Source organism: Agrococcus carbonis (assembly GCF_900104705.1).
In the GTDB taxonomy this organism is placed as follows: Bacteria; Actinomycetota; Actinomycetes; order Actinomycetales; family Microbacteriaceae; genus Agrococcus; species Agrococcus carbonis.
Genome location: NZ_LT629734.1, coordinates 2,400,524 through 2,423,475, shown reverse-complemented (window position 1 = coordinate 2,423,475; position 22,952 = coordinate 2,400,524). Strand labels below are relative to the sequence as shown.

The 22,952-nt window shown below is 74.2% G+C and carries 16 protein-coding genes; 2 read left to right on the top strand and 14 right to left on the bottom strand.

The genetic code is table 11. The features are described 5' to 3' along the window. Nucleotides 1–20 precede the first annotated feature (20 nt). Genes BLT67_RS11635 through BLT67_RS11615 form a run of 5 tightly spaced genes read right to left on the bottom strand, consistent with a single transcriptional unit; the run spans nt 21 to nt 10,347 of the window. Nucleotides 21–5,735, bottom strand: coding sequence for an Ig-like domain-containing protein (locus BLT67_RS11635; protein WP_092667168.1), 5,715 nt, complete (start codon nt 5,733–5,735; stop codon nt 21–23). Beyond that, nucleotides 5,732–7,096 carry a serine/threonine-protein kinase gene (locus BLT67_RS11630; protein WP_092667167.1) on the bottom strand — a complete coding sequence of 455 codons (1,365 nt, stop codon included), beginning with the start codon at nt 7,094–7,096 and terminating at the stop codon, nt 5,732–5,734. The genes BLT67_RS11635 and BLT67_RS11630 overlap by 4 nt, the downstream gene beginning before the upstream one ends. Further along, entirely contained in the window at nt 7,096–7,938 is an 843-nt protein-coding gene (locus BLT67_RS11625; RefSeq protein ID WP_092667166.1) for a PP2C family protein-serine/threonine phosphatase, read from the bottom strand. Before BLT67_RS11625 ends, BLT67_RS11630 begins: the two co-directional genes overlap by 1 nt. Before the next feature lie 55 nt (nt 7,939–7,993). Continuing rightward, a complete protein-coding gene (locus tag BLT67_RS11620; RefSeq protein WP_092667165.1) occupies nt 7,994–9,223 on the bottom strand; it encodes an NAD(P)/FAD-dependent oxidoreductase in 1,230 nt (409 codons plus the stop codon). A gap of 32 nt (nt 9,224–9,255) precedes the next feature. Continuing rightward, nucleotides 9,256–10,347 (bottom strand): hypothetical protein, encoded by a 1,092-nt coding sequence (locus BLT67_RS11615; protein ID WP_092667164.1) that lies wholly within the window; start codon nt 10,345–10,347, stop codon nt 9,256–9,258. A 100-nt stretch (nt 10,348–10,447) separates the two neighbouring features. Between BLT67_RS11615 and BLT67_RS11610 the strand changes: the two genes are divergently transcribed. Next, complete coding sequence (locus BLT67_RS11610) at nt 10,448–12,772, top strand: heavy metal translocating P-type ATPase (RefSeq protein ID WP_092667163.1); 2,325 nt, start codon at nt 10,448–10,450, stop codon at nt 12,770–12,772. Nucleotides 12,773–12,804: 32 nt separating this feature from the next. Further along, nucleotides 12,805–14,589 carry a gamma-glutamyltransferase family protein gene (locus BLT67_RS11605; RefSeq protein WP_092667162.1) on the top strand — a complete coding sequence of 595 codons (1,785 nt, stop codon included), beginning with the start codon at nt 12,805–12,807 and terminating at the stop codon, nt 14,587–14,589. 141 nt (nt 14,590–14,730) lie between these two features. Here BLT67_RS11605 and BLT67_RS11600 read toward each other — a convergent pair whose 3' ends face one another. The 9 genes from BLT67_RS11600 to atpA all read right to left on the bottom strand — a co-directional run bounded on the left by BLT67_RS11600 (nt 14,731) and on the right by atpA (nt 22,931). Beyond that, a complete protein-coding gene (locus BLT67_RS11600; RefSeq protein WP_092667161.1) occupies nt 14,731–15,684 on the bottom strand; it encodes an aldo/keto reductase in 954 nt (317 codons plus the stop codon). Between the two features lie 27 nt (nt 15,685–15,711). After that, nucleotides 15,712–16,041, bottom strand: coding sequence for a TfoX/Sxy family protein (locus BLT67_RS11595; RefSeq protein WP_092667160.1), 330 nt, complete (start codon nt 16,039–16,041; stop codon nt 15,712–15,714). A gap of 83 nt (nt 16,042–16,124) precedes the next feature. Further along, nucleotides 16,125–16,445, bottom strand: a complete 321-nt coding sequence (locus BLT67_RS13845) for a DUF3553 domain-containing protein (RefSeq protein ID WP_331712133.1) — start codon at nt 16,443–16,445, stop codon at nt 16,125–16,127. After that, a complete protein-coding gene (locus BLT67_RS11590) occupies nt 16,442–17,764 on the bottom strand; it encodes a RecQ family ATP-dependent DNA helicase (protein WP_331712132.1) in 1,323 nt (440 codons plus the stop codon). The genes BLT67_RS13845 and BLT67_RS11590 overlap by 4 nt, the downstream gene beginning before the upstream one ends. Before the next feature lie 160 nt (nt 17,765–17,924). Continuing rightward, nucleotides 17,925–18,647 (bottom strand): YaaA family protein, encoded by a 723-nt coding sequence (locus BLT67_RS11585; RefSeq protein WP_092667159.1) that lies wholly within the window; start codon nt 18,645–18,647, stop codon nt 17,925–17,927. Then, complete coding sequence (locus tag BLT67_RS11580; RefSeq protein ID WP_092667158.1) at nt 18,644–18,904, bottom strand: F0F1 ATP synthase subunit epsilon; 261 nt, start codon at nt 18,902–18,904, stop codon at nt 18,644–18,646. Before BLT67_RS11580 ends, BLT67_RS11585 begins: the two co-directional genes overlap by 4 nt. Continuing rightward, a complete protein-coding gene (gene atpD, locus BLT67_RS11575) occupies nt 18,904–20,367 on the bottom strand; it encodes a F0F1 ATP synthase subunit beta (protein WP_172802018.1) in 1,464 nt (487 codons plus the stop codon). Before atpD ends, BLT67_RS11580 begins: the two co-directional genes overlap by 1 nt. 21 nt (nt 20,368–20,388) lie before the next feature. After that, nucleotides 20,389–21,273: a F0F1 ATP synthase subunit gamma gene (locus BLT67_RS11570; RefSeq protein WP_092667157.1), complete on the bottom strand. Its 885-nt coding sequence runs from the start codon at nt 21,271–21,273 to the stop codon at nt 20,389–20,391. A gap of 23 nt (nt 21,274–21,296) precedes the next feature. Continuing rightward, nucleotides 21,297–22,931, bottom strand: a complete 1,635-nt coding sequence (gene atpA / locus BLT67_RS11565; RefSeq protein WP_092667156.1) for a F0F1 ATP synthase subunit alpha — start codon at nt 22,929–22,931, stop codon at nt 21,297–21,299. Between the last annotated feature and the right edge of the window lie 21 nt (nt 22,932–22,952).

Sequence of the window (22,952 nt, the reverse complement as noted above, 5' to 3'; positions counted from 1 at the left end):
CTCCTGCTCACGCCCTCGACCTACAGTCCGCATCCCGCGACGGTCGGAGCGGGGTCCTTGTGGGGCCCGGACTCCAGATAGGTTACGACGCCGGTCGCGCGCACCTGCGTCGCCCCCGCCGGTACGGGCTCATCTGCGGGCTGCTCGGCGGTCCACCTGCCGCCCACGAGGTAGGAGGCGACGACCTCGGCCTCGGCGGCGGGGTTCGCGTTCGCCGGCGGCGTCGCCACGAGCGGCGCGAGCGGACGGCAGCGCTCGACGCTCGCCTGCAGCCGCAGCGGCACGGCGCTGCCGACCTCGGTCGGGTCGGAGCAGACGCTGCCGGAGCCGGCGCCGGACGGCGCGCACGCGCGCAGGTCGACGGATGCGGTGCGCCCGTAGGTGAAGGACGTCGTGGTCGGGGTGAGCCACGAGCCGGCGGCGACGCGCGTCCAGACGGGCTCGGCGACCTGGGGCGACTGCCGCACGCGCGCCTCGAGCCACATGCCGGATGCGAGCGAGGGAGCGCTCGTGAGCTGCACGTCGAGCGCGTCGTCGCGCACCTGGGCGGCGATGCCGGCGGAGCGGGGGTCGATGGGCGCCGGCTTGCCGAAGACCGGCTCGGAGACCGACACCGAGCAGTGCCAGCCGTTGTCGGCGGTCACGGCGACCACGACGCGCGAGCCCTCGGCCACCGGGAGCGTCGCGGACGTCGCGGTGCTGCCGCCGGGGCGCCCGCCGCCGCCGCTCTCGCAGCTCGCGGATCCCGCGTCGGCGACCGGCACGATGCGCGCGGCGTAGGCGACGCCGCTCGCGCCGGCGGAGTCGACGCGCGACCAGCTCGCGGTCACGGAGCCGGCGGTGCGACCGGTGATGAGCACCGTCGTCCTCGGCGGCTCGCCGACCGCGGTGAACGGCACGCCGGCGCCCGGCCAGCGCCAGCCCTCGTCGGGGACGCCCGCCGCGTTGGCGGCCGCGACCTCGGCGCTGTACGCGAGCCCCGGCGCGAGATCCGAGACGACGGCGCTGCGCTCGGTCGCGCCGACCCGCACGATGCGGTCGGCGCCGTTGCCGGTGATGCGCACGAGGTACGCCTCGACGGGCGTGCCGCCCTGCGGCTGCGGCACACCCTGCCACGAGATGCGCACCGAGCCCGGCTCCGCCGCCGGCGAGGTCGTGACGCCCCGCACCAGGTCGGGCCGCCGGTCGGCGTGCACGGGCTCCGACGGCGCCGACGGATCGCTCGGGCCGAGCGCGTTCACGGCGATCGCGCGGAGCCGCAGGTCGACGCCGGGCGGCAGGCCCTCGAGCCGGCAGCGCGGCTCGGCGCCGCACGCGACGTCGACGCCCGAGCCGACGATGCGGTAGCCGGTGATGGGGCTGCCGTTGGCGGCGGGCGGCTCGATCGTCATCGTCACGACGCCGTCGACGTGCTCGTCGAAGGCCTGCACCGGGGGCGCGGGGGTGTCGGGCACATCCTGCACCGTCACGGTGATGGGGCTCCAGACGCCGCGGCGCGGGTCGCCCGTGCCGTCGAGCACCTGCACCTGCACGATCGTCGGCCCGATGACGGCGGTGCCGCTCGCGCGCACGGTCACGGTGCCGCCGTCGAGCGTCGCATCGACGCCGCGCTCGGCGGCGCCCTCCGTGTCGATCGCGCCGATGCGCAGCGGCGAGTCGGGGAAGGGGTTCGACGCGCCGTCGTTCGCGAGCGGCCGCACCTGCGCGCTCTCGCCGCGCTGCACGGTGACGGCATCCGCGACGGGCGCGACGAGCGGCTTCGTCGAGGTGATGACCGCGAGCCGCACGGCGCCCGGCTCGCCGCCGCCGGCGCTGTCGCTCACGCCGATCGCGAGATCGGCGGCCGTGCCCGCGGGGGTCGCGTCGAGCGCGCGCACCGTGAGGGTCGAGCCCTCGATCGACGCCTGGAACCCGGGCGGCACGCCCTCGACGAGCGACCACGTGGCATCGGCGAGCCGCTCGGGGCTCGGCGACCGGGTGATGCGGGTGAGGTCGATCGAGCGCTCCTTGCCGGGCTCGAGCTGCAGGAACGAGCCGAGCACCGTGAGCGGCACGTCGTCGCCCGGGAGCACCTCGATCGGCAGCACGATCGTGCCGCGGCGGCCATCCGGATCGGTGACGCTGTCGCCGTCGGTCACCTCGAACGTGATGCTCGCGGGCCCGTAGTAGCCCGGCTGCGGCACGAAGCGGAGCGTCTTCAGATCGATGACGGGGTTCGAGCCGTCGGTCGGCGTCGCCTCGACCGCGCTCGCGTCCGTGATGAGCGCGCCCTCGCCGTCGACGGTGTCGACGACCTCGTCGATGTCGATCTCGAGCGTCTCCCCCGACTGCACCGACAGCGGCGCGACGCCCGGGCGCAGCTGCGGGAGCGCGTCGTCGCGGCCGGGCACCGCGATGACGGCGGTCCCGACCGCGCTCGGGTCGTCGGTGCGCGCGACCGTGTACGGCACGAATCGCGTGCGGTCGGCGACGGCGATCTCGATCGTGCCGTCGACGAGCTGCACGCCGGGGGTCTCCATCGGCAGCGTCGCCTCGAGCACGTCGGTGCGCCCGTCGGCCACCGATGCGTGCGCGAGCGGGTCGATCATGACGGCGTCGGCGTCGGCGATCGACTGGATCGCGACCTGCACGTCCTCGAGGTCGGGCGCCGGCGGCGGGGCGGCCGGGTCGACGTCGATGCGCAGCCAGCTCGTGGCGGTCGAGCCGGCGGTGTTCTCGACCGTGACGAGCACGCCGACCTCCGTGACGTCCGCGCCGGCGGTCACGAGCACCGCGCCCTCGCGCACCTCCGCGCGCGACCCCGGTGTGACGGTCTCGACCGACACGATCGACAGCGGCAGCCCCGCAGGGTCCGCGTCGTTCACGAGCACCGGCACCATGAGCGACGACCCGGGCCGCATCTGCGCCTCGTCGGCGCGCAGCACGGGCGGCAGCGCGGGACCGGGCTCGACGACCGCGACGCGCACGAGTCCCTCGGCCGAGGCCCCGAGGTCGTCGACGACCCGGTAGCGGAACTCGTCGGTGCCGGGCGAGTACTCCCCCGCCTGGTAGCGCAGCGTCGACCGCCCGGACTGCGTGACGAAGCCGAGCGCCGGCGCGCTCGAGGGGCCGAGGAGCTGGACGGGATCGCCGTTCGGGTCGGCGTGCGAGAGCGGCAGCGGCAGGTCGACGCCCGCGCCCGCGACGACGCGCGCCTCGACCGTCGGCGCGACGGGCGCGGCGTTCGTGGTCTGCGCCGCGTCGGCGACGGTGATGCGCACCTCGGCGCTCGCGGTCTGGCCGTCGGGGCCGCGCACGGCGTACGCGGCGGTGTACGAGCCCGGCTCGTCCGAGGCGACGTACCGCATCCGGTCGTCGTCGACGAAGAGCAGCCCGGCCTCGGGGGCGGCGACGAGCCGGGGCTCGAGCTCGATCGGCAGCCCGTCCGGGTGCTCGTCGTTGGCGAGCACGGGGATCTCGACGAGCCCCCCGGGCCGCACCGAGACGGTGTCGTCGCGCGCGATGGGCGGCTGCACCGAGGCGGCGACGGACTCCGAGACGCGCAGCACGCCGCTCGCGCTCGTGATGCCGTTCGTCACGGTGTAGTCGACCGCCGTCTCGCCGACGAGGCCGCCGGTGAGCGTGAGGCGCAGCCGCTCGGCGTCGATCACCTCGGCGCGCACGCCGTCGCCCGCCGCCGCGGCCTCGGTCAGCGCGACGACGCCGCCCGACGGGTCGTGCGCGAGCTCGTCGACGTCGAGCTCGATCGAGCTGATGGGCGGCGCCGCGACGCGCGTGGGCAGCGTCACGGGCGCGGAGGAGGCGTCGACGCCCTCGAGCACGCGCACGACGATCGGCCCTTCCATCGTCGTCGCGCCGTCGGTGACGACGTACGTGAACCGCAGGATGCCGGGCTCGGTGGGGCTGACGCGGATGGTGCCCTCGGCGATGTCGGGCGAGACCGGGAGCCCGCTCGCGACCACGTTGTGCAGGCTCAGCGTGCCGGAGCCCCCGCGAGCGGCGAGCAGCGGCTCGAGATCGAGCTGCTGGCCGACGCGCGTGACGGCCGTGACGGGCTGCGCCTCGATCGGCACGGTGCCCGCGTGCACGGTGAGCGCGATCGGTTCGGTCGCGGTCGACTGCCCGTCGGTGACCGTCACGCGCACCTCGCGCTGCGCGCCCGCCCGGCCGTCGCGGAACTCGAGCCGGCCGTCCGAGCGCACGGTGACGCGATCGGGCGCCTCCGCCTCCGCCGCGACGACCGCGAGCGCGTCGCCGTCGGGGTCGACCCAGCCGTCGAGCGCGTCGAGCACGAGCGAGCCTCCCGCCTCGAGCGTCGCCTGCTGCGGCCGCACGAGCTGCGGCGGCTCGTTGCCCGCCCGGATCGTGACCGTCGCGACGGCGGAATCGCCCGCGGTGCCGTCCGAGATCCCGTACGTGACGCGCGTCGTGCCGCTCTCGGGCGCCTCGAGCCGGATGCCGCGGCCGTCCGGCGTGATGCTCACGGACGCGTCGTCCCGGTCGGCCTCGGCCTCCGTGATGACGATGGGGTCGCCGTTGGCGTCGCTGTCGTTGAGCAGCACCGGCAGCACCGTCACGCCGCCCGCGCGCGCGCCGAGCTCGTCGTCCTCGGCGACCGGCGCCGCGGGTGCCGCCTCGACCGTCTCCTCGACGGTCTCGCCTTCGGACGGCGTCTGGGGCTGCGGCTCATCGGTGTCGAGCTGCCAGCCGGTGATGCGGCTGCCGTCGCGGTCGATCGCCCACGCGTCGCCCGAGCCGGGGTCGACGGCCGCGGTCGCGCTGCCGCGCTGCAGGATGCGCAGGCTCGCGTCGCCCGCGATGCCCTCGAGCTGCAGCACGACCGGCTCGGCGCCGTCGCACGCGCGCCACGCGGTGCCGCCGTCCCACGCGGCGAAGACGCAGTCGTCGGTGATGACGGGCCGCGCGGCGTCCCCGCCCGTGCCAGAGGCGAGCACGCTCGCCCCGGGGATGCCGAGCTGCTGCCGCACGAGCGCGTCGTCCGTGCCGTACACGACCGACGCCGAGGCAGGCCCGGGCTCCTGCAGCTGCACGCCCGCATCGTCGAGCGGCGTCTGCCACGACGCGGTCGAGAGCACGCCGGAGCCGCGGTCGTAGAGCACCCACTCCTCGCCGAGCGCGGTGAGCTGCAGCTCGGGCGCCGAGGGCGACACGGGCGCGCGGTCGCTCGAGACGATCTCACCGGCCGCGTCGACCCGCAGCACGCGGCCGAGGCCGGGCGAGGCGGCGAGCAGGGCGTCGTCGGTGAGCACCGCGACGCCGCCGCGCCCCAGCGCGACGACCGGGTCGTCGAGCACGGCGCCCTCCGCGAGCGCGCCCGTGCTCGTGCGCCAGACGTCGCCCGTCGCGGGCGACGTGATGACGATGCGGTCGCCCCGCACGCCGACCTCGGCGCCTGCCTCGATCGGCACCGCGGGCCCGGCTTGCGCGGCGTCCTCGAGCACGACGCGCACGGTGGACGCGTCACGGTCGACGATGACCGTGCCGCTCGCGGCCTGGTGCGCCTCGTCGGCCGAGCCCACCCTGACGATGCGCTCGATCGTGCTGTTGGCGGTGTTCGCGAGCCCGATGACGCCGCCGCCGCTGTTGGCGATCCACACGCTCGAGCCGTCGAGGCTCGGCTCGACGGCCGCGTAGCCGGGGCTCAGGACGGCGCCGGCGACCACGCCGGCCACGAGGAGCGAGCCGAGCGCGCCGCCCGCGACGCGCCGCTTCACGGCAGCGGCTCCCCGCAGGCCTCCGTGGGATCACCCGTCGACCCGTCGCGGTTGACGGCGACGGTGATGCACAGCTGCTCGCCTGCGTCGCCGGTCATCGTGAACTCGCGACCGCCCTGGATGAGCGCATCACCCGTGCTCGTGCGCACGTGGTACGTGTCGGTCGCGACGAGGCCGGGGTCGGGCCAGCTGAACGCCACCCGGCCGGACTCGGGGGTCACGGCGATCTCCGAGACGACCGGGATCTGCTGCGAGACGCTCGAGAGCGCCATGGCCGCGACCGCGACGATGCCGAGCACGACGATGCTCGCCACCCCGATGCCGAGGCCGATCGCGAAGCGCTTGGGCTGCTGCGGCTGCCGGCGGCCGGTCGAGGTGGAGATGTCGACGCGGCTGCCCGTGATGCCGGGAGCGCGACGCGAGCGGCGCTGGCGCAGCCGCAGCGCATCCGCCTCGTCCTTGGGGTCCGACTCCGGCTCGGCGACGGGCTCGGCCGCCCACGCGTCGATCTCGACCTCGATGGGCGTGACGTCGAAGCCGAGCTCGCGCTGCACCTCCTGCAGGTCGACGAGCATCGCCTGGACGCTCTCGTAGCGGTCGGCGGGCTTCGCGGCGAGCGCCTTGTCGAGCACGCGGCGCAGCGGCTGCGGGATCGCGCGCGACGGCAGCAGCTCGTGCGCGGTGATGCGGGCGCTGAGGGCCTCGTGGTCGTTCGACCGGCCGGGCTGCTCGGCGGGGCTGCGCCCGGCGATGAGCGAGAAGATCGTCGCGCCGAGCGACCACACCTCCGTCGCGACGGTGCCGCCGGTCTCGCCGCGCAGCACCTCGGGCGCGGCCCACGGGACCGAGACGCCCGCGGCCTCGGTCGCGTCGTGCTGCAGCCCGGCGATGCCGAAGTCGCTGAGGACCGGGTGGCCGAACGCCGTCGTGAGGATGTTGGCGGGCTTGATGTCGCGATGCAGCACGCCGGACCGGTGCGCCGTCTCGATCGCCGCGCCGACGCGGATGGCGACCCGCAGCGCCGCCTCGGGCGCGAGCGGCTCGGTGCGGAAGCGCTCGCCGAGCTCGGGGTTCGCGAGCTCCATCACGAGGTACGGGCGGCCGTCGCTCGCGACGCTCGCGCCGTAGACGGTGAGGATGCCCGGATGCGACGAGAGGCGCCCCATGAGGTTGACCTCGGTGCGGAAGGAGCGCCGCACCTCCTCGTCGACGAGCTCGGCGAGCAGCACCTTCACGGCGACCGGCCGGCGCGGCAGCGCCTGCTCGTAGAGGAAGACATCGGCGTACCCGCCCGTGCCGAGCACGTGGAGGTGCGAGTAGCCGGGCAGGACCGGCGGCGCGGAGGGGAGCCGCCTGGCCATCAGCTGCGCCTGGTCTCCTCGTCGCGCAGCGTCGTCCGCGGCACCGTGCGGTCGACGTCGTCGACCGAGGGTGCCTTCGTGACGTCGACGACGATGACGGTCACGTTGTCGCGACCGCCGTGGTCGAGCGCTGCGGCGACGAGCGCGTCGGCTGCCGCGGCCGGCTCCTCGTGCTCCCACAGGATGCGCTCGATCTCGATGTCGGGCACCTCCTTGGTGAGGCCGTCGGAGCACACGAGCAGCCGCAGCTGGGGCATGATCGGCAGCAGGAAGTAGTCGGGCACGGGGTCGATGCCGGCGCCCACGCCGCGCGTGACGACGTTGGCCTCGGGATGGGTCTCGGCCTCCTCCTCGGTGAGCAGGCCCGCGTCGATGAGCTCCTGCACGACCGAGTGGTCGACGGTGATGCGCGTGAGGCGCTCGCCGAGCATCGCGTAGGTGCGCGAGTCGCCGACGTTGAAGACCGCGAAGTGCGGCGCGCCGTCGTGCACCGCGAAGGCGCAGCCGGTGACGGTGGTGCCGGCGGCCCCCTCGCCGTCGCCCAAGCGCTCGATGACGTCGGTCGCGCGACGCAGCGCGTCGACGACGTCGATCGGCTCGACCGTCTCGAGGCCGCCGAGTCCGCCGAACTCGTCGGCGACGGCCTTGCTCGCGAGATCGCCGTGCGAGTGGCCGCCCATGCCGTCGGCCACCGCGAAGATCGGCGGCAGCGTGACGAGGGAGTCCTCGTTGTGCTGGCGGCGCAGGCCGGTGTCGGTCAGGCCTGCCCAGCGCACGGCGAACCGCCGCCCCTCAGGGCCCTGGGTGGCGTGCTCGCCTGTCGCCGCTCCGATGTGGGTCACCGGATCAGTCTCCCACGTCGCGGCCGGACGGCATGCACAGGCGCACGCTCGCGGCTCAGATCCGGCCCCGCAGGATGCGGTGCCAGTACACCTGCGGCAGCGCGTAGCGGTCGAGCAGGTGCCACACCAGGCGCGAGCGGATCTCGTCGGGCACGGGCAGCGAGCGCCGCACGCGCAGGCTCCGGTCGTACTCGCCGAACGACAGGCTGCGGCGCGCGGTCGCGATCGGCGCGACCGTGTAGCCGTCGTAGCGCTCGAGCGGCTGCCCGGCCCGGGCGCGGCGGATGTTGCGCACGAGGACGCGCACCTGATGGCGCAGCGCTCCGCCCGTGCGCGCGTCGCCGAGCGCAGCCGCGTCGCCGATGCCCCAGATGCGCGGATGCGTGCGGTGGCGGAGGGTCTCGGGGTCGACGTCGGCGAAGCCGCCGGTCGACGGCGCGTCGAGACCGGAGTCGGCGACCACGGCCGCCGCGGCATAGGGCGGGTGCAGGTGGATGAGGTCGGCGCGCTCGACGGTCGCGCCCGCGGGGCCCTCGATCTCGATCCGGTCGCCGTCGACGGCGACGACGCGCGTGCCGAGCCGCACCTCGATGCCCCTCCGGTCGAGCTGCCGCCGGAGCTCGCGCTCGATCGCGTCGACGCGATGCAGCCGCGCCGCCTCGTGGACGAGCACGACGTCGGAGCGCTCGAGCACACCCGTCGAGCGCCACAGGTCGGTCGCGATCAGCAGCGGCTTGAAGGCCGTCTCGAGCCCCGAGGCGGGCTGCGCGTGGACCTGGAAGATCGCGCGCCCGCCGCCGAACGCGGTGAGCCGCTCGCGCGTGCGCTCGAGGACGCCGGCCTCGAACGTCGTGACCGCGGCGCCGGTCTCGAGCGCGGCGGCGGCGCCCGGCAACCGATCCCAGTCGATGCGCATGCCCGGCGCGAGCACGACGTCGCCGCCGCGCACGACCGTGCCGTCGGCGCACCGCACGGCGCGCGCCTCCGGGTCGACCGCGACGGCGCGCGTGCGGTACCAGCGCACGCCCTCGGGCATGACGTCGGCCTGCGGCCGCGAGAGCTCGTCGTCGCGCGCGATGCCCGTGCCGACGTAGTGCTGGAGCGGCTTGTAGACGTGCTCGTCGACGGGATCGATGAGGCCCACGTCGCGGCAGCCGCGGCGCTGCAGATGCGCTGCTGCGGAGATGCCGCCGTTGCCGCCGCCGATGATCAGGACGTCGTGCCGGTGCTCGTCGTGCCAGTGCTCGTCGTGCCGGTGCTCGTCGTGCCGGTGCTCGCTCGTCATGCGGCGACGCTATCGGCGCGCTCCTCGCCCGCCTAGGCGTCTCCTGAGCGCAGCACCCAGTCGGGTGCGCCCTTCGCGTCGACCACGTCGCGCAGCAGCGGCGCCATCGTCAGCAGCGGGTCGAGCGCCATCGCGAGCTCGGCGCAGCGGGCGGCCGTGCGGCCTCGCCCGACGAAGAAGTGCAGGAAGCCGACGATGACGAGCAGCGGCGCACGCGCCTCGAGCGGGGCCGCCTCGGCGATCGCGGTCCAGCGGCGCAGCCGATCGAGCAGCCGATCGGGGTCGGGCGCGGGGCCGGTGCCGAGGAACCGATCGGCAGCCGCCGCGCCTGCCTGCGCGTCTCCCGAGGCGCCGGCGGCGAGCGTCGCGACCCCCGCGTCGACGCCGTCGATCGCGAGCTCGATCGCGAGGTCGCGGATGGCGGGGCTCTCGACGAGTAGGATCGCGAGCGCCGCCGCCCGCGCCGGGTCGACGCCGAGACCGCTCGGGCCGTCGCCGAGGCGGTGGGCGAGCGAGACGGCGAACTCGAGCGCGCCGACCGGGTCGGCGTCGACGGCGTCCAGGTCGTGCTGTTCGAGGGAGGCGAGCCACGTGAGCACGGCGCGCGCCGCGGTGCCGCCGTCGCCGCTCGGGACGCCCGGGGCGGCCGCGGGCTCCGGGACGCCGGGCGCGGGGTCGTCGAGGAGGTCGAGCTCGGCGAGCGGTCCGCGCGGCGCGTCGGGTCGCGCGTAGTCGCCCCACGCATCGGGCGCGAGCGCGAGCACCTCGAGGGCGCGGACCCCGCGCGCGTCGAGCCGCTCGGCGATGCCGAGCAGCTCGCGCTGCAGCGGCAGCGCTCGGCCGCCGAGCGGCGCGCCGAGGCAGGCGATGAGCACGACGGCGTCGGCGCCGAGACCGCCGGACGCGATCGCGCGCACGACGGCGTCGAGGAGCGCCTCCTCCCCCGGGTCGTCGCTCGCGTCGTCGCGCCCGCTGCCCAGGGCGGGCAGATCGAGCACCATGGGCATGCCCGAGCGGCCGCCGGAGAAGGGCAGCGCGACGAGCGCGGGGGCGTCGACCTGGCCGACGAGGCGCGGCAGCAGCCGGAGCAGCGATTGCGGTGTGCGGATCTTCACGGTCTCCATGGGCGCAGGGTGCGGCAGCGGAGGCGTCGCCCGCGTCGAGCGCCGGCCGCGATGTGGAGAACGGCTTGCCGGATACCCCCCAGGGGTATACGCTCGCGGCATGAGCCACCCCGAGCACGACCACGAGCACGAGCACGACCGACGGGCCGACGGCGGCGATCGGGCGCACGTCGCCGAGGCGTCCCCGACCGCCGAGCGCGACACGACGGCTCCCCCCGGCCACGCAGCGCACGCCGCGCACACGCACCACGCGGGCCACGCGGGCCATACCGGCCACGCCGGGCACGCGGGCCATGCCGACCCCGACGCGCACGCGAGCCACGCCGGCCACGTCGCGCACGACGCGCCCTCGGGCCACGCCGAGCACGCAGGCCACAACGCGCACGCGGACCACGCCGGGCACGCCGGGCACGCCGGGCACGCGGGCCACGGGGACCACGTCGCGGTCTACCGGCGCATGTTCTGGTGGATGCTCGCGCTCGCCGTGCCCACCGTGCTGCTGAGCGGGATGTTCGCGTCGATCGTCGGCTACGCGCTGCCCCAGTGGCCGGGACTCGCGTGGGTCTCGCCCGTGCTCGGCACCGTCATGTACGCGGTCGGCGGCCGGCCGTTCCTCACCGGCGCAGTCGACGAGCTGCGCGCCCGCAAGCCCGGCATGATGCTGCTCATCGGGCTCGCCATCACGGTCGCGTTCATCGCGTCGTGGGCGTCGACGCTCGGGTTCGCCGACCACCACCTCGACTTCTGGTGGGAGCTCGCGCTCCTCATCGTCATCATGCTCCTCGGGCACTGGATCGAGATGCGATCGCTCGCGCAGACCTCGTCGGCGCTCGACTCGCTCGCGGCGCTGCTGCCCGACGAGGCCGAGCGGGTCGTCGACGGCGGCACCGAGCGAGTCGCGCCCGATGCCTTGCGCGTCGACGACCTCGTCGTCGTCCGCCCCGGCTCCCGCGTGCCCGCCGACGGGGTCGTGGTCGACGGGGCCGCGAGCCTCGACGAGTCGATGATCACGGGCGAGTCGCGGCCCGTCGCGCGCGGCGTCGGCGACCGCGTCGTCGCCGGCACCGTCGCGACCGACTCGGGGCTGCGCGTGCGCGTCGACGCCGTGGGCGACGAGACCGCGCTCGCCGGCATCCGCCGCCTCGTCGCCGACGCGCAGGCCTCGACGTCGAAGGCCCAGCGCCTCGCCGACCGCGCGGCCGGCTGGCTCTTCTGGTTCGCGCTCGTCGCCGCTGCGATCACCGCGGCCGCGTGGACGCTCGTCGGGATGCCCGACGACGCGGTCGTGCGCGCCGTCACCGTGCTCGTCATCGCGTGCCCGCACGCGCTCGGCCTCGCGATCCCCCTCGTCGTGTCGATCGCGACCGAGCGGGCGGCGCGCGGCGGCGTGCTCATCGCCGACCGCCTCGCGCTCGAGACGATGCGGCAGGTCGACGTCGTGCTGTTCGACAAGACCGGCACCCTCACCGCGGGCGAGCCCGTCGTCCTCGAGGCCCGGCCCGCCGAGCGCGGACCCGTCGCGGGCGACGCCGACCGGCTGCTCGCGCTCGCGGCCGCCGCCGAGGCGCCGAGCGAGCACCCGCTCGCGCGCGCGATCGTGCGCGCGGCCGACGACGCGCGCCTCGGCGTGCCCGACGCATCCGACTTCGCCTCCTCCCCTGCGGTCGGCGTGACCGCGCGCGTCGAAGGGGCGGGCGTGCGCGTCGGCGGCCCCCACATGCTCGAGGAGGAGGGGCTCGAGGGGCTGCCGGGGCTCGACGAGTGGCGCGCGGAGGGGGCGATCGTGCTGCACGTCGTCGTCGACGGCGCGCTCGCCGGCGCCCTGCGGCTCGCCGACGGCATCCGCCCCGAGTCGCGGGAGGCGGTGGATGCGCTGCACGCGCTCGGCGTCGAGGTCGCGATGGTCACGGGCGACGCCGAGGCGGTCGCGCAGTCGGTCGCGCGCGAGCTCGGCATCGACCGGGTCGCCGCGAACGTGCGCCCCGAGCACAAGGAGCGCGAGGTCGCGCGGCTGCAGGAGGAGGGCCGGCGCGTCGCGTTCGTCGGCGACGGCGTCAACGACGCGCCCGCCCTCGCGCGCGCCGACGTCGGCCTCGCGATCGGCGCGGGCACCGACGTCGCGATCGCGTCGGCCGACGTGATCCTCGCGAGCTCCGACCCGCGGAGCGTGCTCTCGGTCGTCGAGCTCTCGCGCGAGAGCGCGCGCAAGATGGTGCAGAACCTGTGGTGGGCGGCGGGCTACAACCTGCTGTCCGTGCCGCTCGCGGCCGGCGTGCTCGCGCCGGTGGGCTTCGTGCTGCCGATGTCGGTCGGGGCGCTGCTGATGTCGGCGTCGACGGTCGTCGTCGCGCTCAACGCGCAGCTGCTGCGCCGGCTCGACCTCGACCCGGCCCGGTCGGCCCAGCAGGTGCTCGCCCGGCGCTGAGCGGGCGCAGGCTGCGCCGGTACCGTGGCCGCATGATGCGCACACGCCCCGAGCTCACCGGTTCCTTCGGCGCGGTCGCCTCGACGCACTGGCTCGCCTCCTCGAGCGGCATGGCCGTGCTCGAGCGCGGCGGCAACGCGGCGGATGCGGCGGTCGCGGCGGGCTTCGTGCTGCACGTCGTCGAGCCCCACCTCAACGGTCCCGGCGGCGATCTCCCCCTCATCGTCCGGGTGCCCGGCCAGGCGCCGCGCGTGCTGAGCGGCCAGGGCGTGACCCCCGCGGCGGCCACGATCGAGCGGATGCGCGCCGAGGGCGTCGAGCACATCCCGGGCACCGGCCTGCTCGCGGCGGTGGTGCCCGGCGCCGTGCCCGCGTGGCTCACGCTGCTGCGCGACCACGGCACCTGGGCGCCGGCCGACGTGCTCGAGTTCGCGATCGAGCTCGCCGACCGCGGGCATCGCGTGCTGCCGCGGGTCGCGCGCACGATCGCCGGTCGGGCGGCCTTCTTCCGCGAGCACTGGGCCGCGTCGGCGGCGCTCTGGGCCGACCCGGAGCCCGAGGCGTGGGCGACGATCCGCAACCCGGCGCTCGCCGAGACCTACCGCCGCCTCGCCGATGCCGGCCGCGGCCTCGGGCGCGACGCCGCGTGCGATGCCGCGATCGCTGCGTGGAGCGAGGGCTTCGTCGCCGAGGCGATCGACCGGCACGCGCGCCAGCCCGTCATGGACTCCTCGGGCGACGCGCACGCGGGGCTGCTGACGGGCGACGACCTCGCCGGGTGGCGCCCGAACTGGGAGGAGACGATGTCGCTCCCCTGGCGCGGCACGACCGTGCACAAGGCGGGGGCGTGGACGCAGGGGCCCGCGCTGCTGGCCCAGCTCGGCATGCTCGAGCCGCTGCTGCCGGAGCGCGCCGACGCGTTCGACGCCGACCTCGTGCACGCGGCCGTCGAGGCGGCCAAGCTCGCCTTCGCCGACCGCGACGCCTGGTTCGGCGACGGCGCCGACCTCACCCGCCTGCTCGAGCCCGGCTACCTCGCCGAGCGGCGCGCCCTGATCGGCGAGTCGGCGTCGCTCGAGCTGCGGCCGGGCGCGCTCCGCGGCGAGCCGCGCCTGCCGCGCGTGGGCGCCGTCGACGCGCTCGCCGAGGGCCCGGGGGTCGGGCCGGTCGGCACCGGCACGGCCACCGCATCCGCCGCCGGCACGGGCGAGCCGACCCGCGGCGACACGTGCCACATCGACGTCGTCGACCGCGACGGCCTCGTCATCTCGGCGACCCCATCGGGCGGCTGGCTGCAGTCGAGCCCCGCGATCGCCGAGCTCGGCTTCTGCCTCGGCACGCGCGCCCAGATGCTGTGGCTCGAACCGGACCTCACCACGAGCCTCGCCCCGCGCATCCGCCCCCGCACGACGCTCTCGCCGACGATGCTCGTCGACGACGACGGCGCGGCCGCCGCGCTCGGCACGCCCGGCGGCGACCAGCAGGACCAGTGGCAGCTGACCATGCTGCTCGCGATGCGGGTGCTCGGGCGCACGCCGCAGGCCGCGATCGACGCGCCCTCGTGGCACATCACGCACCTCGTGTCGTCGTTCGACCCGCGCGTGTGGGAGCCCGGCGGCCTGCACGTCGAGTCGCGGCTCGGGGAATCGACGATCGCCGAGCTGCGCCGCCGCGGCCACCGGGTGACGGATGCGGGTCCCTGGTCGCTCGGACGCCTCTCGTTCGCCTCCCACGAGCCGGGCCTGCCCGGGGATGGACCCACGATCCGCGCGGCCTCGAACGCGCGCGGCGAGCAGGGCTACGCAGCGCTGCGCTGACGTCAGCAGCCGCCCCGTCGATCGAGGAGCGCGCGCCGCAGGCGCACGCGTCACCCCGTCGATCGAGGAGCGCGCGCCGCAGGCGCACGCGTCACCCCCGCTGATCGAGGAGCGCGCGCCGCAGGCGCCCGCGTCACGAGATCAGGCGAACAGCCCCGAGATCTCCTCGACCGTCGCGGCGTCGAGGGTGCCCTCGCCGGCCGCAGCGTTCTGCGCGACCTGCTCGGGACGCGTCGCGCCCGCGATGACGCTCGTCACCGCCGGCTGCGCGAGCAGCCACTGGAAGGTCGCCTCGAGCATCGTGCGGCCGGCGTCGGTCGCGATCCGCTCGTACTCGGCGATGCGCGTCCAGTCGGCCTGCTCGAGCAGCTGCGGCTTGAGCTTCGTGAGGCGTGCGTCGGCCGGGCCGCTGCCGCCCGAGTACTTGCCCGAGAGCAGGCCGTTCGCGAGCGGGAAGTAGGGCAGGAAGCCGATGCCGACCTCGAGCACCGCCGGCAGCACCTCGCGCTCGACCCCGCGGGCGACGAGCGAGTACTCGTCCTGCGCCGAGACGAAGCCGTTCGGGGTCTCGACCTCGGCGGCGGCGGCGATCTGCTCGGCGCTGAAGTTCGAGTGGCCGTAGGCGCGGATCTTGCCCTCGGCGACGAGCTCGTCGAGCGCCCGCACCGTCTCCTCGATCGGCGTGGCCGGGTCGGGCGTGTGCAGCTGGTAGAGGTCGATGCGGTCGGTCTGCAGGCGGCGCAGCGACGCCTCGACGGCCTTGCGGATGTAGGGGCGCGCGCCCTTCGCGCCCCACGCCTCGGTGCCCTCGATCAGCAGATCCTGGTGGCCCCACTTCGTCGCGAGCACGACCTTGTCGCGCGCGGCGCTGCCCGCCTTCGCGAGCGCGACGCCCATGAGCGTCTCCGAGGTCGTGGCGGGGTTGCCGTAGATGTCGGCGGTGTCGAACAGCGTGATGCCGTGGTCGATCGCGGCGTGGATGACGGCGTCCGTGCCCGCCTGGTCCTCGGTGCGGGTGCCCTTGCGGCCGAAGTTGTTGCATCCGAGGCCGATGGGCGAGACCTCGATCGAGCTGGTTCCGAGCGTGCGCGTCATGCCGTCCAGGCTATCGACGCGCGGCTGTCACCTCGCCCGGGGCGGGCGCTTGGGCTTGTGCGGCTGCGTCGCCGCGATCGTCTGCGCCACCTCGTGCAGCCAGTCGACGTCGTCCATCGCGTCGTCGTCCACGATGCCGTACGGCTTCGACCCGGGGTACGCCTCGCCGCGAGCCAGGTGCGCGGTGAGCTCCTGCGCCTCGGGCACGAGCTTGAGCAGCAGCGTGTCGTCGCAGACGAACCCGAAGATGCGGTCGTCGCAGTAGATCGCCTGCTCCCCGAACATCGGCTGCAGCCGGATCGGCAGCGGCTCGAACGCCGCGCGGATCCGCTCGAGCGTCTCGGGCCGGTTCGTCATGGCTCGATGCTAGGCGCGCGGATGCGTCGGCGCGCCTCGCGGTGCGGCACGGTGCCGCGGCCCGGGGCTGCCGCTCCCCCGGGTCAGCGGCGCGTGAGCACGCCCGTCTCGGCGACGGCCTCGAGCGAGAGCGTGCGATAGCCGGCCTCGTCGAAGAGCACCGTGATGCGGTCGCCGTCGTCGCTGACGACGCTCCCGTCGCCCCAGGCCTCGTGGCGCACCTCGGCGCCCACCGGCCAGTCGCCCTCCACGCGGTCGCTCTCCTCGCGCTCCTCGAGGGCGCGCGCGGCCGCGCCGCTGCGGCACGTGTCGCACGCACCGCACAGCTCGGGCAGCTCCTCGCCGAAGTAGCCGAGCAGGAAGCGGCGGCGGCAGCCCGAGGTCTCGGCGTAGCCGCGCATCATGTCGCCCCGCGAGCGGTCGACGCGGCGACGCGCCTCGGCGAGCCGCGCGGCCTCCTCCACCGCTGGCGCGACGGTCCCCTCTCGCCAGACGAGCTCGCCCTCGTCCGTCGTCTCGATCGCGCCGGCCTGCTCGAGCAGGTTGACGGCGGCCGTGAGCCGGGTCGCCCCGACGTCCAGGCGCGTGCGCAGCCGCTGCGGCGGCACCGGCTGCTTCGCGCGCCGCACGCGCTCGGCGACCTTGGTGAGCATCTCGGTGTCGGCCGTGCCGCCGTGCGGAAGCGGTGGAGGCCGAAGTCCTCCTGGCGGAAGTAGAGCGCGGCGAGCGCGGGCTCTCCGTCCCGGCCGGCGCGGCCGATCTCCTGGTAGTACGAGTCGGGCGAGTCGGGCGGTGCCGCGTGCAGCACGAACCGCACGTCGGCCTTGTCGATGCCCATCCCGAACGCCGAGGTCGCCGCCACGACCTCGGCCGACCCATCCGTGAACGCCTCGTGCACCCGCTCGCGCTCGGCTCGCGCCATGCCGGCGTGGTAGACCTCGGCCGCCATGCCGGCCTCGCGCAGCGCCTCGGCGACGCGCTCGGCCTCCTTGCGCGTCGCGACGTAGACGAGGCCGGGCTTCGCCTCGGCGGCGGCCCGCGCGACGATCGCGCGGCGGCGATCGTCGTCGTCGTGCTCGCGGTGCGCCTCGAGGAAGATGTTGGGCCGGTCGAACCCGCGCACGACCTGCCGCGCGTCGCGCATCCGCAGCCGCTCGACGATCTCGTCGCGCACGGGCGGCGCGGCGGTCGCGGTGAGCGCGATCGTCGTCGGGTGCCCGAGCGCCTCGATCACGTGGCCGAGCCGCAGGTAGTCGGGGCGGAAGTCGTGGCCCCACGCCGAGACGCAGTGCGCCTCGTCGACCACGACGAGCGAGGGACGCAGCGCTCGCAGCCGCTCGATGACGTCGTCTCGCGCGAGCTGCTCGGGCGCGAGGAAGACGAACTCCGCGTCGCCTGCCTCGAGCTCCTCCCACGCCTCGCGGTTCTCGGCGACGCGCTGCGAGGAGTTGACCGCGACGGCGCCGTCGGCGCCGAGCTCGTCGAGCTGCTCGACCTGGTCGCGCTGCAGCGCGATGAGGGGCGAGACGACGATCGTCGCCCGATCGGTGAGCCGGCCCGCGAGCTGGTAGATCGCCGACTTGCCGTAGCCGGTCGGCATGACCGCGAGCACGTCGTGGCCGGCGAGCACGAGCTCGACCGCCTCGCGCTGGCCCTCCCGCAGCTGCTCCCAGCCGTAGTCGGCGGCCGCTGCCGCGATGGGGTCGGGCTGAGGCTTCGGCATCCTCCGATGGTAGGGGCGGATGCGTGGGTGGCGGCTGGGTCTCGGAGGGGACGGGTCCGGCCTGCGGCCGGGGTCTCGTGACGCGTCCGGCCTCCGGCCGGGGTCTCGTGACGCGTCCGGCCTCCGGCCGGGCGCTCCTCGACCGACGAGAGGGCCGGGGTCAGCGAGTGGCGGCCGCCAGTCGCGGGTCCTGCACGACGAGCCGCAGGCCGGCGTCGGTGCGCGTGAGGGGCACCGAGGCCTCCGCGGCCCACGCGACGAGCGCATCCGCCGACCCTGCCTCTGCGCCGGACTCGGCGAGCGCGCGCACGAACGCGCCCTTGCCCGCCTTGTTCCAGTGGTTGAGCGCCTTGCCCTCGGGCGAGACGATCTCGACGGGCACGGCGCCCGCGACCGGCGCGAGCTGCGCGTAGGCCTTCGACCGCAGGTCGAGCGCGAAGCCCGAGAGCTCGTCGCCCGCGTGCGCCCAGAGTTCGCGCATCCGCTCGCCCGGCAGCTTCGAGTGCTCGGAGACCTTGTAGGCCGGGATGAGGTCGCCGGCGCGCACGAACCCGAGCAGCGCCGACTGGATCACGACGTGCTCGTCGACCCAGCGCCGCGCGGCCGGCGCGAGCGAGCCGGCGTCGAGCGCGTCGTAGAGCACACCCGTGTAGCGCTCGACGGCGGGCATCGTCGGCGACGTGCGGACGGCCGCGTTGTCGGCGGCGGCGCGAGCCTTGGCGGGCGTCGAGACGTCCTGCCCCGCGGCGACCAGGCGGTCGAGCGCAGCCAGTGCCCGGGAACGGGCGACGGCCAGCCCGGGATATCCCAGGCCGGCCGTCGTGAGGCTGGCGCCCGTCCCGCCTGCCGCCTTCGTCTCGCTGGGCGGCAGGAGGACGATCACGCGAGCTTGGCGTTCCGCGCGACGATCTCGACGCGGTCGTGGTCGACCGAGAGGAAGCCGTCGGCCGCCTCGACCGTGTGCACCGTGCCCGAGGCGTCGGTGACGCGCACCTGGCCCTCGTCGGCGAGCACCGCGAGCACCGGCTCGTGGCCCTTCAAGATGCCGATCTCGCCCTCGACGGTCTTCGCGATGACCTGGGTGGCCTCGCCCGTCCAGACCTCTTCGGCCGCCGACACGATGCTGACGGTCAGAGCCATCAGCCGTTCTCCTTCTGGATCTGCGCCCACTTGGCCTCGACGTCCGAGATCGCGCCGACGTTGAAGAACGCCTGCTCGGCCACGTGGTCGAACTCGCCCTTGGCGATCGCGTCGAACGACTCGATCGTCTCCTTGAGCGGCACCGTGGAGCCCTCGACACCGGTGAACTTCTTCGCCATGTAGGTGTTCTGCGAGAGGAACTGCTGGATGCGGCGCGCGCGGTTCACGACGATCTTGTCCTCCTCGGACAGCTCGTCGACACCGAGGATCGCGATGATCTCCTGCAGCTCCTTGTTCTTCTGGAGGATCTGCTTGACCGTCGTCGCGACGCGGTAGTGGTCCTCGCCGAGGTAGCGGGGGTCGAGGATGCGGCTGGTCGAGGTGAGCGGGTCGACGGCCGGGTAGAGGCCCTTCGACGCGATCTCGCGGCTCAGCTCGGTCGTCGCGTCGAGGTGCGCGAACGTCGTGGCCGGGGCCGGGTCGGTGTAGTCGTCGGCGGGCACGTAGATGGCCTGCAGCGACGTGATCGAGTGACCGCGGGTCGACGTGATGCGCTCCTGCAGGATGCCCATCTCGTCGGCGAGGTTCGGCTGGTAGCCGACGGCGCTCGGCATGCGGCCCAGCAGCGTCGAGACCTCGGAGCCGGCCTGCGTGAAGCGGAAGATGTTGTCGATGAAGAGCAGCACGTCCTGCTTCTGCACGTCGCGGAAGTACTCCGCCATCGTGAGCGCCGACAGGGCCACGCGCAGACGCGTGCCCGGGGGCTCGTCCATCTGGCCGAAGACGAGGGCGGTCTTGTCGAAGACGCCCGCCTCCTCCATCTCGTGGATGAGGTCGTTGCCCTCACGCGTGCGCTCGCCGACGCCGGCGAACACCGAGACACCGCCGTGGTCCTGCGCGACGCGCTGGATCATCTCCTGGATGAGGACGGTCTTGCCGACGCCCGCACCGCCGAAGAGGCCGATCTTGCCGCCCTGCACGTAGGGGGTGAGGAGGTCGATGACCTTGATGCCGGTCTCGAACAGCTGCGTCTTCGACTCGAGCTGGTCGAACGAGGGCGCCTGGCGGTGGATCGACCAGCGCTCGCTCACCTCGAGCGTCTCGCCGTCGGCGAGGTTGAGCGGCTCGCCGATGACGTTGAACACCTTGCCCTTGGTGACGTCGCCGACGGGCACCATGATCGGCTCGCCGGTGTCGCGCACCTCCTGGCCGCGCACGAGGCCGTCGGTCGGCTTGAGGGCGATGGCGCGCACGAGGTCGTCGCCGAGGTGTTGCGCGACCTCGAGCGTGATCTCCTGCGGCTCGGTGCCGTCGCCGAAGTCGACGGTCGTCTTGAGCGCGTTGTAGACGGCGGGGATCGCGTCGTGCGGGAACTCGATGTCGACGACGGGACCGGTCACGCGAGCGACGCGACCGACGCCGGCCTGCGTCTGCGAGGTCTCGGTGGTGTCAGTGATGGTCATGGTGGTGGTTGCCTTTCGTGGCTACTTCGCCGAGGCGAGGGCGTCCGCGCCGCCCACGATCTCGGAGATCTGCGTCGTGATCTCGGCCTGGCGCGCGTTGTTGCGCAGGCGGGTGTAGTCGGTGATGAGCTTGTCGGCGTTGTCGGAGGCCGACTTCATCGCCTTCTGCGTGGCTGCCTGCTTCGCGGCGGCCGACTGCAGGAGGGCGTTGAAGATGCGGCTCTCGACGTAGACCGGCAGCAGGGCGTCGAGCACCTGCGCGGGCTCCGGCTCGAACTCGTAGAGCGGCAGGTGCTCAGCGGTGCTGGCATCCTCGGCCTCCACGACCTCGAGCGGCAGCAGCCGCACGGTCGTCGGGTCCTGCGTCATCATGCTGACGAAGCGGTTGTAGACGACGTGGATCTCGTCGACCTGCTCGGAGACGTAGGCCTCGAGCACGGCCTCGGCGATCTCCTGCGCCACCTCGGGCGTCGGGGCGTCCGAGATGCCCGTCCACTCCTTGACGTAGGGCCGCTGGCGGAACTTGAAGTAGCCGACGGCCTTGTTGCCGACCAGGTAGTGGTCGACCTCCTTGCCCTCCGCCTCGAGCTTCGCCCGCAGCTCGCCCGCCTCGCGGATGATCTGCGAGTTGAACGCGCCGGCGAGGCCGCGGTCGCTCGTCAGGATGACGATCGCCGCCCGCTTGAGCTCATCGCGCTCCACGGTGAGCGGGTGCGCCTCGTTGGAGTACGTGGCGACCGCGCTCACCGCGCGCGTGAGTGCTCGGGCGTACGGGTTCGACGCCTTGACGCGGACCAGTGCCTTCTGGATGCGCGATGCAGCGATGAGCTCCATCGCCTTCGTGATCTTCTTGGTCGACTGCGCAGACTTGATCTTCTGCGTATAGACCCGGAGCTGGGCTCCCATTCCGCCTCCTCAGCGAGCTCGCGTCAGCGACGGCCCTTGACGATCTGCTCCTGGTTGACGTCCTCGACCATCGGGTTGTTCGCCTCGGTGCCGGGGTCGGTGATGCTCGTCGTCTCCTTGCCCTGCCAGTTCTTGGCGAACTCGTCGACCTCGCGCTCCAGCTGAGCCTTGACGTCGTCCTCGAGCTTGTTGCTCTCGCGGATCTTGGTCAGCACGTCGCTGTTGCCGCGCAGGTGCTCGAGCAGCTCGGACTCGAACTGCAGCACCTGGCTCACCTCGACGTCGTCGAACTTGCCGTTGGTGCCGGCCCAGATCGAGACGACCTGCTCCTCCACCGGGTACGGCGAGTACTGCGGCTGCTTGAGCAGCTCGGTGAGGCGGGCGCCGCGCGCCAGCTGACGGCGCGATGCGGCGTCGAGGTCGGATGCGAACATCGCGAAGGCCTCGAGCGAGCGGTACTGGGCGAGCTCGAGCTTGAGCGTGCCGGAGACCGACTTGATCGACTTGACCTGGGCGTCGCCCCCGACTCGCGAGACCGAGATGCCGACGTCGACCGCAGGACGCTGGTTGGCGTTGAAGAGGTCGGACTGCAGGAAGATCTGGCCGTCGGTGATCGAGATCACGTTGGTCGGGATGTACGCCGAGACGTCGTTGGCCTTGGTCTCGATGATCGGCAGGCCCGTCATCGAGCCGGCGCCGAGCTCGTCGGAGAGCTTCGCGCAGCGCTCGAGCAGGCGCGAGTGCAGGTAGAAGACGTCGCCGGGGTAGGCCTCGCGGCCCGGCGGGCGACGCAGCAGCAGCGACACCGCGCGGTAGGCCTCGGCCTGCTTCGACAGGTCGTCGAAGATGATCAGGACGTGCTTGCCCTCGTACATCCAGTGCTGGCCGATGGCCGAGCCCGAGTAGGGGGCGAGGTACTTGAAGCCGGCGGGGTCGGAGGCGGGCGAGGCGACGATGGTGGTGTACTCCATCGCGCCGGCGTCCTCGAGCGCGCCCTTCACGGAGGCGATGGTCGAGCCCTTCTGGCCGACGGCGACGTAGATGCAGCGCACCTGCTTGTTGACGTCGCCCGACTCCCAGTTGGCCTTCTGGTTGATGATCGTGTCGATCGCGAGGGCCGTCTTGCCGGTCTGGCGGTCGCCGATGATCAGCTGGCGCTGGCCGCGGCCGACGGGGATCATGGCGTCGATCGCCTTGATGCCGGTCTGGAGCGGCTCGTGCACCGACTTGCGCTGCATGACGCCGGGCGCCTGCAGCTCGAGGGCGCGGCGACCGCTCGAGGCGATGTCGCCCAGGCCGTCGATCGGGTTGCCGAGCGGGTCGACGACGCGGCCGAGGTAGCCCTCGCCGACGGGGACGGAGAGGACCTCGCCCGTGCGGGTGACCTCCATGCCCTCCTCGATGCCACCGAACTCACCGAGCACGACGACGCCGATCTCGGTCTCGTCGAGGTTCTGGGCGAGGCCGAGCGTGCCGTCCGCGAAGCGGACGAGCTCGTTGGCCATGACGCCGGGCAGGCCCTCGACGTGCGCGATGCCGTCGGCGGCGTCGATGACGTGGCCGACCTCGGCCGTCGTCGAGGCCTGGGCCTCGTAGGACGAGACGAAGTCGGCGAGGGCGCCCTTGATCTCGTCGGGGCTGATGGTGAGCTCTGACATGTGTCTTCCTCTTCGGATGCT

What these genes read in the sequence shown, in the direction of transcription:
- atpA (WP_092667156.1), bottom strand. Translation starts at nt 22,931, where the DNA reads ATGTCAGAGCTCACCATCAGCCCCGACGAGATCAAGGGCGCCCTCGCC.
- BLT67_RS11620 (WP_092667165.1), bottom strand. Translation starts at nt 9,223, where the DNA reads ATGACGAGCGAGCACCGGCACGACGAGCACCGGCACGACGAGCACTGG.
- BLT67_RS11580 (WP_092667158.1), bottom strand. Translation starts at nt 18,904, where the DNA reads ATGGCTCTGACCGTCAGCATCGTGTCGGCGGCCGAAGAGGTCTGGACG.
- BLT67_RS11605 (WP_092667162.1), top strand. Translation starts at nt 12,805, where the DNA reads ATGATGCGCACACGCCCCGAGCTCACCGGTTCCTTCGGCGCGGTCGCC.
- BLT67_RS11595 (WP_092667160.1), bottom strand. Translation starts at nt 16,041, where the DNA reads ATGACGAACCGGCCCGAGACGCTCGAGCGGATCCGCGCGGCGTTCGAG.
- BLT67_RS11570 (WP_092667157.1), bottom strand. Translation starts at nt 21,273, where the DNA reads ATGGGAGCCCAGCTCCGGGTCTATACGCAGAAGATCAAGTCTGCGCAG.
- BLT67_RS11600 (WP_092667161.1), bottom strand. Translation starts at nt 15,684, where the DNA reads ATGACGCGCACGCTCGGAACCAGCTCGATCGAGGTCTCGCCCATCGGC.
- BLT67_RS11610 (WP_092667163.1), top strand. Translation starts at nt 10,448, where the DNA reads ATGAGCCACCCCGAGCACGACCACGAGCACGAGCACGACCGACGGGCC.
- BLT67_RS11615 (WP_092667164.1), bottom strand. Translation starts at nt 10,347, where the DNA reads ATGGAGACCGTGAAGATCCGCACACCGCAATCGCTGCTCCGGCTGCTG.
- BLT67_RS11630 (WP_092667167.1), bottom strand. Translation starts at nt 7,096, where the DNA reads ATGGCCAGGCGGCTCCCCTCCGCGCCGCCGGTCCTGCCCGGCTACTCG.
- BLT67_RS13845 (WP_331712133.1), bottom strand. Translation starts at nt 16,445, where the DNA reads ATGATGCGCGGCTACGCCGAGACCTCGGGCTGCCGCCGCCGCTTCCTG.
- atpD (WP_172802018.1), bottom strand. Translation starts at nt 20,367, where the DNA reads ATGACCATCACTGACACCACCGAGACCTCGCAGACGCAGGCCGGCGTC.
- BLT67_RS11590 (WP_331712132.1), bottom strand. Translation starts at nt 17,764, where the DNA reads ATGCCGAAGCCTCAGCCCGACCCCATCGCGGCAGCGGCCGCCGACTAC.